Origin of the sequence: Streptomyces sp. NBC_01257 (assembly GCF_035917255.1) — a bacterium.
Classification (GTDB): domain Bacteria; phylum Actinomycetota; class Actinomycetes; order Streptomycetales; family Streptomycetaceae; genus Streptomyces.
In genome coordinates, this window is sequence record NZ_CP108472.1 from 3,865,535 (window position 1) to 3,877,933 (window position 12,399).

Annotated in this window: 10 protein-coding genes; 3 read left to right on the forward strand and 7 right to left on the reverse strand. The window is 71.0% G+C overall.

From position 1 onward, the window contains the following. Nucleotides 1–34: 34 nt before the first annotated feature. From sepX to galU, 6 genes are all read right to left on the reverse strand, one after another. Nucleotides 35–1,219 (reverse strand): divisome protein SepX/GlpR, encoded by a 1,185-nt coding sequence (sepX, locus tag OG408_RS16415; protein WP_266779848.1) that lies wholly within the window; start codon nt 1,217–1,219, stop codon nt 35–37. A 163-nt stretch (nt 1,220–1,382) separates the two neighbouring features. Continuing rightward, nucleotides 1,383–1,997: a GNAT family N-acetyltransferase gene (locus OG408_RS16420; RefSeq protein ID WP_266779849.1), complete on the reverse strand. Its 615-nt coding sequence runs from the start codon at nt 1,995–1,997 to the stop codon at nt 1,383–1,385. A 17-nt stretch (nt 1,998–2,014) separates the two neighbouring features. After that, on the reverse strand, nt 2,015–2,530 hold the full coding sequence (locus OG408_RS16425; RefSeq protein WP_266779850.1) for a MogA/MoaB family molybdenum cofactor biosynthesis protein: 516 nt from the start codon (nt 2,528–2,530) through the stop codon (nt 2,015–2,017). Then, nucleotides 2,527–3,027, reverse strand: a complete 501-nt coding sequence (gene moaC / locus OG408_RS16430; RefSeq protein ID WP_266779851.1) for a cyclic pyranopterin monophosphate synthase MoaC — start codon at nt 3,025–3,027, stop codon at nt 2,527–2,529. Before moaC ends, OG408_RS16425 begins: the two co-directional genes overlap by 4 nt. Nucleotides 3,028–3,149: 122 nt before the next feature. Continuing rightward, a complete protein-coding gene (glp, locus tag OG408_RS16435) occupies nt 3,150–4,460 on the reverse strand; it encodes a molybdotransferase-like divisome protein Glp (RefSeq protein WP_326670525.1) in 1,311 nt (436 codons plus the stop codon). Nucleotides 4,461–4,464: 4 nt separating this feature from the next. Beyond that, entirely contained in the window at nt 4,465–5,367 is a 903-nt protein-coding gene (gene galU / locus OG408_RS16440; protein ID WP_266779853.1) for a UTP--glucose-1-phosphate uridylyltransferase GalU, read from the reverse strand. A gap of 106 nt (nt 5,368–5,473) precedes the next feature. Between galU and OG408_RS16445 the strand changes: the two genes are divergently transcribed. Next, on the forward strand, nt 5,474–6,058 hold the full coding sequence (locus tag OG408_RS16445; RefSeq protein ID WP_326670527.1) for a 5-formyltetrahydrofolate cyclo-ligase: 585 nt from the start codon (nt 5,474–5,476) through the stop codon (nt 6,056–6,058). A gap of 52 nt (nt 6,059–6,110) precedes the next feature. On the opposite strand, the gene OG408_RS16450 is transcribed toward OG408_RS16445, so the two are convergent. Continuing rightward, on the reverse strand, nt 6,111–8,861 hold the full coding sequence (locus tag OG408_RS16450) for a penicillin acylase family protein (RefSeq protein ID WP_285565004.1): 2,751 nt from the start codon (nt 8,859–8,861) through the stop codon (nt 6,111–6,113). A gap of 276 nt (nt 8,862–9,137) precedes the next feature. Here OG408_RS16450 and OG408_RS16455 point away from each other — a divergent pair, with 276 nt between their 5' ends. Together OG408_RS16455 and OG408_RS16460 are read left to right on the forward strand one after the other, a co-directional pair. Continuing rightward, entirely contained in the window at nt 9,138–10,790 is a 1,653-nt protein-coding gene (locus OG408_RS16455; protein WP_326670529.1) for a potassium/proton antiporter, read from the forward strand. A gap of 303 nt (nt 10,791–11,093) precedes the next feature. Beyond that, nucleotides 11,094–12,377 (forward strand): MFS transporter, encoded by a 1,284-nt coding sequence (locus OG408_RS16460; RefSeq protein ID WP_285565005.1) that lies wholly within the window; start codon nt 11,094–11,096, stop codon nt 12,375–12,377. The last annotated feature ends 22 nt before the right edge of the window (nt 12,378–12,399 follow it).

The following is a 12,399-nucleotide window of genomic DNA, read 5'->3' on the forward strand; positions in this document are numbered from 1 at the left end:
CCGAGTCGGTGTCGCAGCGTGCGGGGCGGGTGTCTCACTCGTTGGCGGCGCGCGGGCGGTCGCCGTCCTCGTACTGGTCGAAGAGCGGGGTCCGGCCCCGGTCGCGGGAGCGGCGGGACTGGGCCGAGCGCTGGCGTGGCGCCGGGTCCACCGGGGCGGCCGCCGTCTGCGGGGCGGCCGGCTGGGTGGGCTCGGCGGTGCTGGAGCGGGCCGCGCTCCAGGTCTCCGGGTTGCCGACCTCGATGCCGCCCGTGGCGCGCGGGGCGACCGGGGCGGTGACGTACGTCGGCAGCGGGACCGGGACGGGTTCCCAGCTGTCGCCCTGGACCCGGCCTCGCTCGCGCTGCTGGTCGACCCATTCCGCGTGGTCCGTCTGCTCGACCAGGGCGCGGCGGCCGGCCTCCTGCGGGGAGACGGTGGGCGTGGGCTCGGGGACCGGGTGGCGGGCCTCGGGGTCCTCGTCGGACTCGGCGGGGGCAGTCGTGGCGGGCTGGTGGCGGCGCGGGCGGTTCTCGCGGAGCCGCTGCGCCGCGACCTCCGCCCGGCGGCGGTCCATGGTGAAGGCGAACCTGCGCCGCTCCTGGGCGCGCAGATGCACGATGTACGTGCTCAGCAGCACCGCGGGGACCGCGGGTGCCCAGAGGAAGTGGAGGCCGCCGACCGCCGCGACGACCGCGCCGAGCGTGAAGGCGAAGAAGAGGACCACGGTGGTGCGCCGGCGGCGCGCGAGAACCTGGAGGCGCTGCGCACGCCGGGCGCGTTCCGCGTCGATTCCGCCGGGGCGCGGACGCCGGGCGGAAGCGGGGGCGGAGTCGGAAGGGGACGGGTCGGAGGGGGCCGGTACCGACTGCTCACGGGCCGGGCGCTGCTGCGCCGAGCGCTCCGGGGTGGCGCGCTCCGGCGCACGGGCCGGGTCGTGCACCCGGGCCTCGGTGTGCGCCGGGGGCGCGGAAAAGCCCCGGACGTCGACGGAATCCATTCGGTCCGTGACTGCGTCCGGGTCGGCGTCGGGCGCCGCCTCCTCTTCGGTGCGCTCCCGCAGCCCCTTGGCGTACCGGCGCTCCATCGCCGCCCGTCCGGAAAGCAGCCGGATGGCGGTGCTGAAGCGTTCCGTCGGACGGGCTTCGTTGAGCTCGTCCTGCCTGCGGAGCCACATCGGTACCAAGTAGGCGGCCCAGGCCCCGACGATGACTGCGTAGATGAGGCCGCTGCTGCTCACATCTCACACCGTAGAGGGGTTTGCGCGGAGGCATCCGCCAATTGGCGCGGTGTGTCGCACGATCCGGCTGATATCACGGACTTTTTTTGTGATTGTTCGGATCAACACTCGACGTTTGCAGGTTCCTTAGCAGTCACGAGCCGATCAATTTCGAACACACATTTCATTTCGCGCGGTGTTCCGGACGTTCCGGCCGCGTCCGTCGCCACCTCCGGAGCAGCCCGTCGGGCACCTCCTCCGCGGTGAGCGCGTAGATGAGGTGGTCCCGCCAGGCTCCGTCGATGTGCAGATAGCGGGGCCGGATCCCTTCCTCGCGGAATCCGAGTTTCTCGACGACGCGGCGGCTGGGCCCGTTCTCCGGCCGAATGCACACCTCGATACGGTGCAGTCCGACCGTGCGGAAACAATGGTCGACGGCAAGGGCGACCGCGGTCGGCATCACGCCGCGGCCCGCCACCTCCTGATCCACCCAGTAGCCGACATGGCCCGAACACATCGAGCCCCAGGTGATCCCGGCGACGGTCAGCTGACCCACCAGCCGGCCCTCGTACTCGATGGCGAACGGCAGCATCCGGCCCGCACCGGCCTCGGCGCGCAGATGACGGACCATCTGGCGGTAGGTGGGGCGCTGGGCCACCGGACCGCCCGGGGCGGGCGGTGGCACGGTCGCCTCCCAGGGGCGCAGCCAGTCGCGGTTGCGCCGGTTGACCTCGCGCCACATGCGCTGGTCGCGCACTTTTATCGGCCGGAGGGCGACATCGCCTTCCACCAGGATCACCGGCCAGGTCGGGACGTTCAGCTCGGGCTCCCGGGTCGGGGGTGATCGCCGCCGCGGAGCTGGTCGACGGCGTGCACCAGGAGACGGCTCAGGACGGCGAGCCCGTCGCGCACCCCGCCGGTGGAGCCCGGCAGGTTGACGATGAGCGTACGTTCGGCCACACCGGCCACACCGCGCGAGAGCGCGGCCGTGGGGACCTTGTCCCGGCCCTCGGCACGGATCGCCTCGGGGATGCCGGGGATCTCGTAGTCCAGGACGTTGACGGTGGCCTCGGGGGTCTCGTCGGTGGGCGAGATGCCGGTGCCGCCGGTGGTCACGATGACGTCGTACGCGGCGGCCACCCCGTCCCGCAGCGCCCGCTGGACCGGCTCGCCGTCGGGCACGACCCGCGGTCCTTCGACGGTGAAGCCGAGACCGGTCAGCGCCTCGGCGATCAGGGGGCCGCCCTTGTCGGCGTAGACCCCGGCGGCGGCCCGGTTCGAGGCCGTCACCACGAGCGCGCGGTAGCCGGCGGAAGGCTCCGGGGCGCTCACGCGTGCGCTCCGCCGGGCGCGTTGCGCCGGTAGTCGCCGGACTTGCCGCCCGACTTCGCCTCGACCCGGACGTCCGTGATGACCGCGGCCTTGTCGACCGCCTTGATCATGTCGATGACGGTGAGCGCGGCGACCGACACCGCGGTCAGGGCCTCCATCTCCACGCCCGTGCGGTCCGTGGTCTTCACGGTGGCCGTGATCTCCACCGCGTCGTCGGCCACCGCGAGGTCGACGGTGACACCGGAGACGGCGAGGGGGTGGCAGAGCGGGATCAGGTCCGGGGTGCGCTTGGCCCCCATGATCCCGGCGATGCGCGCGGTGGCGAGGGCGTCCCCCTTGGGGACCCCTTCGCCCCGGAGCAGCTCGATGACACGCGGCGAGACGAGGACCCGGCCACTGGCGCGGGCGACGCGCGCGGTGACGTCCTTCGCGGAGACGTCGACCATGCGGGCGGCGCCCGCCTCGTCGATGTGCGTCAGCCTGTTCTGCGTACTCAACTAACTCCGCCTAGCGGTAGGGCGCCGGTTGCCCCTGGGCTGCACCGGGGTGCAGGCCCGGGGTCCGGGGGGTGTCCCCCGGAAGGCACAGCGGCAGACACCGTACCGCCACCGGGCACCGGTCAGCGGAGCAGGATCACCTCGGTGTCCGCGCCGGGCTCCGCCGAAGTGACGTCCTCGGGCAGCACGATCAGCGCGTCCGCCTGGGCCAGAGCGGCGATCAGATGCGATCCCGAGCCTCCGACGGGGGTGACGGTGCCGGCCTCCGCGTCGTACGCCCCGCGCAGGAACTGCCGCCGTCCTTCGGGCGAGGACAGCGTCTTGTCGGTCACCAGAGTGGCCCGGGTGCTCGGGCGGTTCACGTCCGGCAGCCCCATCAGGGTGCGGATCGCGGGCCGTACGAACAGTTCGAAGGAGACGTAGCTGGAGACCGGGTTGCCGGGCAGTGCCAGCAGCGGGGTGTGGTCCGGGCCGATGGAGCCGAAGCCCTGCGGCTTGCCCGGCTGCATGGCGAGTTTGCGGAAGTCGATGCCGCTGCCCGGCTCGTCCTCGTCGCCCACGGAGGACAGCGCCTCCTTGACCACGTCGTACGCGCCCACGCTGACGCCCCCGGTGGTGACGACGATGTCGGCGCGGATCAGCTGGTCCTCGATCGCGGCGCGCAGCGTCTCGGCGTCGTCGGCTACGGCTCCCACCCGGTAGGCGATCGCTCCGGCGTCGCGGGCGGCGGCCGTCAGCGCGAAGCTGTTCGAGTCGTAGATCTGGCCGCCGGTCAGCTCCTCGCCGGGCTGGACCAGTTCGCTGCCGGTGGAGATGACGACGACGCGCGGCCGGGGCCGCACCTGCACCGTGGAACGGCCGATCGCGGCGAGCAGGCCGATCTGCGGCGGTCCGATCACCGAGCCCGCGCGCAGGGCCAGATCGCCGGGCCGGACGTCGCTGCCGCGGTCCCGGACATGAGCCCGGGCCTTTGCCGGGCGGTGGACGCGGACCTCGCCCGCCGCGCCCTCGGGCGCGTCGCTGTGGGCGCGCATCGTGGCGGCCGGGCCCTCGCCCGTACCGCCGTCGGTCCACTCGACGGGGACCACGGCCTCGGCGCCCGCCGGCAGCGGGGCGCCCGTCATGATGCGGGCGGCCTCGCCCGGTCCCACCCGCTGGTCGCCGAGCAGGCCTGCGGCGCCCGCCGCGACGTCCCCGATGACGGTGAGGACCGCGGGGAACTCCTCGGTGGCGCCCTCGACATCGGCGACGCGGACCGCGTAACCGTCCATCGAGCTGTTGTCGAAGGGCGGCAGGGCGATCTCCACCACGACGTCCTCGACCAGGACGCAGCCCTGGGCCTCGGGCAGTTGCAGCTCGATGGGTTCGAGCGGCCTCACCGCGGCGAGGATGTCTTCCAGGTGCTCGTCCACCGACCAGATCGTGCTGCTCAAGGTCTTACATCTCCTCGGTGACATAACTGCGGAGCCAGGTCCGGAACTCCGGGCCCAGATCTTCACGTTCGCACGCGAGTCTGACAATGGCACGGAGGTAATCGCTCCGGTCACCGGTGTCATAGCGGCGGCCCTTGAAGACGACGCCGTGCACCGGGCCGCCGATCTTCTCGTCCGCGGCGAGGAGCTGGAGGGCGTCGGTCAGCTGGATCTCGCCGCCGCGGCCGGGCTCGGTCATGCGCAGTATGCCGAAGACCGCGGGGTCCAGGACGTAGCGGCCGATGATGGCGAGATTGCTGGGCGCCTCGGCCGCTTCGGGCTTCTCGACCAGGCCCGTGATCCGCATCACGTCGCCCTCGGCGGTCGGCTCGACGGCCGCGCAGCCGTACTGGTGGATCAGCGAGGGCGGGACCTCCATGAGCGCGATGACGCTGCCGCCCTCGCGCTCCTGGATCTCCACCATGCGGGCCAGGAGCGGGTCGCGCGGGTCGATCAGGTCGTCCCCGAGGAGGACCGCGAACGGCTGGTCACCGACGTGCGGCGCCGCGCACAGCACCGCGTGGCCGAGCCCCCGCGGGTCGCCCTGGCGGACGTAGTGCATGGTGGCGAGGTCGCTCGACTCCTGCACCCTGCGCAGCCGTTCGGCGTCACCCTTGCGGGTCAGCGCCGACTCCAGCTCGTAATTGCGGTCGAAGTGGTCCTCCAGGGGACGCTTGTTGCGACCGGTGATCATCAGTACGTCGGAGAGCCCTGCGGCGACCGCCTCCTCGACGACGTACTGGATGGCAGGCTTGTCGACGACAGGCAGCATCTCTTTGGGAGTGGCTTTGGTGGCCGGCAGGAAGCGGGTACCGAGCCCCGCCGCCGGGATGACAGCCTTGCTGATCCTGGGGTTCGACTGAGTCATGCGCAGAACCTTAACGGTCGCACATGGGCGGAAGATGAGCCTCCGGTTAACTTTGTACTCAAATATGCCAGTACGAGAGATCCGTGGGTGCCCGTTGAACACCGACATGTCCGCAAAGGCCCTGCTGCGGCGTGAACTGCTCGCCGCACGACGCCTCCTGACCGGCAAGGACGTCGAACGGGCCGCCGCGGTTCTCGCCCGCCGCGCACTCGAACTGCCCGAACTCGCCGGCGCCCGTGCCGTCGCCGCGTACGTGTCCGTGGGGAGCGAACCGGGAACACGCGCCCTGCTGGACGCGCTGCGCGCGCGGGGCGTGCGCGTCCTGCTGCCGGTGCTCCTCGCGGACAACGACCTGGACTGGGCGCCGTACGAGGGCGCGGCGGGCCTGGAGAAGGCCGGCCGTGGGCTGCTGGAGCCCGCCGGTCAGCGGCTCGGCCCCGACGCCGTACTGGAGGCGGACGCGGTGCTGCTGCCGGGCCTCGCGGTGGACGGGCGCGGGATGCGGCTCGGCCGCGGCGGCGGCAGCTACGACCGGGTGCTGGCGCGCCTGGCGGCGGCCGGGGCGCACCCGGCGCTGATCGTCCTGCTGTACGACGACGAGGTGACCGCGCGGGTCCCGGAGGAACCGCACGACCACCCCGTGGACGCCGTGGTGACTCCGGCCGGATCGCGGCGCTTCAGTGACGGCTGAAGGCCCGGCCCCGCGGCGCTTCAGCGACGGCTGAAGGCCCGCGGGGCCGTTCCTACGGCTTCAGCGTCAGCGTGTCCGTCGTCGCCCCGGCGACCGCGTTCGTCCCGAAGGACCAGTCGAGCAGTTCGCCGTTGACCCACTTGTCGGTCTGGTCGGTGTAGTGCGCGCTGAACGCGTGCCCGGAGGCGCCGGTGAGGTTGATCCAGCGGGACTTGTCCCAGTCCCCCACGTTGACGACCATCCGCATCGACGGGACCCAGACGACCTCGTAGCCGCCCGCCGCGTTCCAGCCGGTGGCGTTCACCGCGGCCTCGCCGCCGCCGAGGTTCCAGGGGCCGCGGTTGAGCGCCCGCTGGAGCAGTCCGGGCCCTTCGGTACCGAGGGTCTGGTTCTTCAGGGTCAGCTGGTGCAGCCGGCCCCAGCTCCAGCTGGTGATGTCCTTGCCCAGCTTGGCCGTCAGCTCCCAGCGGGCGTCCTCCATGGCGCGGGCGAAGAGCTCCTCGCGGTTCTCGGTCGCCTTGTCCTTGCGGTTGGCCGGCGCCTTCCACCAGTCGCTGTCCGGCTTGTCCATGAGGTTCGCGACCACCTGGTACCAGCGGTCGCCGCCGTCCGGCTGCGCCGAGTCGGGGTCGCGCTGACCGCATTCGCGTACCAGCTTGTCCTGCTCGTCGACCGGACCCGAGCTCTTGGCCGGGGGCACGTTGAGGCACTCGCCCTTGACGCGCATCTCCTTGGGCAGCTTGTCGCCGAAGGCCAGCTTGAGGATGTTGCGCCAGACCGCGTTGAAGTACGCGGCGGCCGCCGAGTCGGCCTCCTGGGTGTAGTCCCAGCCCTCCAGCAGCTTCTGCGCCTGGCGGACGTCCTTGTCCGAGATGTTGATCTTCATCAGCTCGGGCACCAGCAGCGCGGCGATCTCGCTGGTGTTGTCCATCTGCATCTTCTGCATGTCTTCGGTCGAGATCTTCCCGCCGCCCTTGGTCTTCGACTCGATGAGGTCGTTGATCCGCTGGCTGCGGCTGCCGTAGCCCCAGTCCTTGGTGAGCAGGGGACGGTACGTGTCCTCGTCGATCACGGCCTGGTTGGCGGTGACGATGTAGCCGCGCTTCGGGTCGTACTCGTAGGGCAGCTCGTCGAACGGGATCGGGTCCTTCTTCCAGCCGTACGACGAGGACCAGCCGGGGCTGGGCATCGTGCCGTCACCGGACTTGCGGACCGGGATCTTGCCGGGCGCCTGGTAGCCGATGTGTCCCTGGGTGTCGGCGTAGATGAGGTTCTGCGAGGGAACCTCGAAGTGCTCGGCCGCCGCCCGGAAGGTGGTGAAGTCCTTGGCCCGGTTGAGCTCGAAGACGGCGTCCATGGAGTGACCCGGCTCCAGCGCGGTCCACTTCAGCGCCACCCCGTAGCCGTCCGCCCGGTCGGGGGCGGCATTGGTCACGGGTGCCTTCTGGCCGACCTTCTCCAGCTCGCTGCTGCGGTCGGAGACCAGCGGTCCGTTGTTGGTCTCGCGGACGGTGATGTGCCGGTCCCTGCCGCCCGCGACCTTGATGGTCTCCTCGCGGGTGGTGAAGGGCCTGGTCCTGCCGTCGTACAGGTAGCCGTCGCCCGAGACCTTCTCCAGGAAGAGGTCGGTGACGTCGGCGCCCAGGTTGGTGAAGCCCCAGGCGATGTTCTGGTTGTGGCCGATGATCACGCCCGGCATGCCGGAGAAGGTGTAGCCGGCGGTGTCGTACTTGCAGGTGGCGGAGACGCTGCGGCAGTGCAGCCCCATCTGGTACCAGAGCGAGGGCAGCTGCGGCGCCAGGTGCGGGTCGTTGGCGAGCAGCGGCTTGCCGGTGGTCGTGTACTTCCCGGAGACGACCCAGGAGTTCGACCCGATGCCGGTGCCGTTGGGGCCGAGCAGCGCGGGGATCTCGTCCAGGGTGTCGGAGAGCGCGCCGAGCTGGGAGGTGAGGCCCTCGGTGGCGCCCTGGGCGGTCGACGAGCCGACACTGTCGGACGGCGTCGCCTCGGGGTCGAACTTCCCGGTGGCCGGGGAGATCGCACCCTCGCCGACGATCGGCTTGTGCTTCTCGTACGGGTACGGCGGGTACAGGTCCTGGATCTGCTTGCCGTCGAGCCGGCTGGTCATCAGCGAGCGGTCGATCTCGTCCTGCATGTTGCCGCGCAGGTCCCAGGCCATGGCCTTCAGCCAGGCGACGGAGTCGACCGGGGTCCACTTCGTCGGCTTGTAGTCGTTGGTGAAGCCGAGGGCCGCGTACTCGACGGAGATGTCCTTTCCGTCGCGTCCCTTGAGGTAGGCGTTCACCCCGTCCGCGTAGGACTGCAGGTTCTTCTTGGTCTCGTCCGACAGGACGTTGTCGTACTCCTCCTGCGCGACCTTGCGCCAGCCCAGCGTGCGCAGGAAGGAGTCGGTCTCGACCTGGCCGGAGCCGAACATCTCGGAGAGCCGTCCCGCCGTCATGTGACGGCGGACGTCCATCTCCCAGAAGCGGTCCTGCGCCTGGACGAAGCCCTGGGCACGGAACAGGTCGGCGTCGGTGTCGGCGTAGATCTGCGGAATCCCGTAGCTGTCGCGCTTCACGTCGACATTGCTGTCGAGGCCGGCGAGCTGGGCGGTGCCGCTGGTCTGGGGGTACGAGGCGCGCACAGTGGATACGGACCAGTACGTTCCGTAACCGATACCCGCGACAAGCGCCAGCACCAGGACGATCACGATCAGGCGGGCGCGTCGCCCCTTCTTCTTGCGCGACCCGCCACCGGCGGTACCGGTGGAGCCGGAAGAGGCGGTTGTGTTGGCGGGCATCGCTGTCCTTCGAGGGGCAGGGTGGTCCTGGGAGTGCAGGAGCAACCATAGGCGCAGCGTCCGGGCCGGTCTGACGCGGTATCGGGATGGTTCGAATTGCGTAGCGATCGTACGAATACTCGAACGCATCAAGAAAACGTTAAAGATTAGGTAAGGTAACGAAGTACCGGCCACCGGAAGACGATCCGGCAGGCGTACGCAGGGAAGGACCGGCCACTGACTGTCCACGCGCTCAACGAACTCCTGCTCGTCTGCTCACTCGTCCTGCTCGTCGCGGTGGCGGCGGTGCGCATCTCGTCGCGCAGCGGGCTCCCCAGCCTGCTCCTGTACCTCGGCATCGGGATCGCCATGGGCCAGGACGGGTTCTTCGACGTCAAGTTCGACAATGCGGAACTGACGCAGGTGATCGGCTACGCGGCCCTGGTCGTGATCCTCGCCGAGGGCGGCCTCGGCACGAAGTGGAAAGAGATCAAACCCGCGCTGCCCGCGGCCGTCGTCCTCTCCCTCGTCGGCGTGGGCGTGAGCGTGGGCGTGACCGCGGCCGGAGCGCACTACCTGGTCGGCCTGGAATGGCGGCAGGCCCTGATCATCGGCGCGGTCGTCTCGTCCACGGACGCCGCCGCGGTCTTCTCCGTCCTGCGCAAGGTGCCGCTGCCCGCCCGGATCACCGGCGTCCTGGAGGCCGAGTCCGGCTTCAACGACGCCCCCGTGGTGATCCTCGTGGTGGCCTTCTCGACCGTCGGTCCGGTGGACCACTGGTACGTACTGGTCGGCGAGATAGCCCTGGAACTGGCCATCGGCGCGGCCATCGGCATCGCCGTCGGCTGGCTGGGCTCGTACGGGCTGCGTCATGTGGCGCTGCCCGCATCCGGCCTCTACCCGATCGCCGTGATGGCGATCGCGGTGTCCGCGTACGCGGCGGGCGCGATGCTGCACGGCAGCGGGTTCCTCGCCGTCTACCTGGCCGCGATGATCCTCGGCAACGCCAAGCTGCCGCACTGGCCCGCCACCCGCGGATTCGCCGACGGGCTCGGCTGGCTGGCCCAGATCGGCATGTTCGTCCTGCTCGGACTGCTGGTCACCCCGCACGACCTGATCGACGACTTCTGGCCCGCCATCGTCGTGGGCCTGGTCCTGACCGTGGTGGCCAGACCGCTGGAGGTCTTCATCTCGCTGGCGCCCTTCCGGCTGCCCTGGCAGGAGAAGGCCCTCATGTCCTGGGCCGGTCTGCGCGGCGCGGTGCCCATCATCCTGGCCACCATCCCCATGGTGTCCGGAATCGACGGCTCCACCCGGGTCTTCAACATCGTCTTCGTGCTCGTCGTCGTCTACACCCTCATCCAGGGACCGACGCTGCCCTGGCTCGCGAAGGCCCTCAAGATCGCCGAGGACCCGTCGGAGGCCGCCGACCTGGGCATCGAATCGGCACCGCTGGAACGACTCCGCGGACATCTGCTCTCCGTGGCCATCCCGGCGAAGTCGAAGATGCACGGCGTCGAGGTCGGCGAGCTGCGCCTGCCCGCCGGGGCGGCGGTGACGCTGGTCGTGCGGGACGACAACAGCTTCGTGCCCGCGCCCTCGACCGTGCTGCGCCGCGGCGACGAACTCCTCGTCGTGGCGACCGACCCGGTGCGCGACGCGGCGGAGGCCAGGCTGCGCGCGATCGGCGAGGGCGGCAAGCTGGCCGGCTGGCTCGGCACCAACGGGAGGGCCGCCGAAGCGGAGCCCCTCACCGGCCCCAACGTGACCGGCGCGCTCAAGGCCGTGAAGAACCTCGGCAGGACGGGCGAGGCCAAGAAGCACGGCAGCAGGGCGCGGGAGGCCAGGCACCACGAGGCCGGGCACCGCGAGGCCAAGGATCACGGGTCCAAGGACCAGGGCTCCAAGGACCACGGGACCAAAGACCACGAGGCCAAGGCGCACCACTGAGAACGCGGCGCGTTCACAGGTACCGGGGGTCAGGTCGCACACAATCGCAGGTGCGACCGGCCCCTTGCCTGTAGCATGAAGGAAACCCAGATCGACCTATTTGATCCACCAACTCTGCCTGACGCAGAGCTGGCGCGACCGTATGGCGGTCGTGGCGTCCTCCGCCTCTGCTGCGAGCGCCCGGCATCTACCGCAGTTCCGCGCGAAGAGGACAGCTCTCGGCAGCTCCTGACCGGGCCCGCACCCCTGTGCCGGCCCGCCCTCACGGGAGCACGGCCACCAGGCAGCAGAAAGGCATGGACCGTGGCGTCCACGGTCTCCGACCGCCCCGGATACGGGCAGTTGCTGCGCACCCCGGGTGCGTGGACCTTCCTCCTGCCGGGCTTCGCCGCACGGCAGCCCTTCGCCATGCTGACCATCGGCATCGTCCTGCTGGTTCAGCACACCACCGGCTCCTACGGCAGCGCCGGTGCCGTCGCCGCCGTCACCGGGGTCTCCATGGCCCTGTTCGCCCCGCAGACCGGCAAGCTCGCCGACCGCTTCGGCCAGCGTGCCGTGCTGCTGCCCGGCGTCCTCGTGCACACCGCCTCCGTCTCGGCCCTGGTGGCGCTCGCGCTGGCGGACGCCCCGATGTGGCTGCTGTTCGCCGCGGCCGTGCCGACGGGCGCGTCCGTCCCGCAGATCGGCCCGATGGTGCGCGCCCGCTGGGCGGCCGTGCTCGGGGCGGCGCCCGGCCGTGAGGCCTCGCCGCTGATGTCGACGGCGGCGGCCTTCGAGTCGGTGTCGGACGAGTTCACGTTCGTCATCGGCCCCGTCCTCGCCACCGCGCTGTGCACCGGAGTGCACCCGGCGGCCGGGCTGATCACCGAAGCCGCGCTGACCCTGGCCGGCGGTCTGCTCTTCGCCGCGCAGCGCGCCACCCAGCCGTCGGTGCGCACCCCCTCGGCCACCGGCTCCCCGCGCCACGCCTCCGCGCTGTCCGTTCCCGGCGTACGCGTCCTCGCGGTGGCCTTCGTCGGGATCGGCGCGGTCTTCGGCGGCATGCAGGTCTCCCTGGCCGCCTTCGCCGAGGAGATCGGCAGCCCCGGTGCGAACGGCCTGATGTACGGGATCTTCGCGGCCGGCAACATGCTGGCCGGCATCGCCTGCGGAGCCATCGCCTGGAAGACCGGGCCGCGGCGCCGGCTCATCGCCGGATACACGGCGCTGACGCTGACCGCCTCGGGCCTGTGGGCCGTGCACTCCGTTCCGTTGCTGGCCGGACTCGGACTGCTGGTCGGCCTCTCCATCGCCCCCGCCCTGATCAGCGGCTACACCCTGGTCGAGGCGCTGGTCCCCGACTCCGTGCGGACCGAGGCGTTCACCTGGCTGACGGGCGCGGTCGCGCTCGGCCAGGCGGCCGCCGTCACGGTGGCCGGACAACTCGCGGACGCCCACGGCGCGAGCACCGGATTCCTGGTGCCTCTGGTGGGTACGGTGCTGGCGCTGGTGACCCTGGTGGGCCTGCGTTCCCGGCTGACGCCGAGGGTGCAGGGACGCACCGTGGCACGTGGGATCGGTCACCGCGGACCCGTCACGGTGGACTGATCCAGCGGAATACGTCAGTATG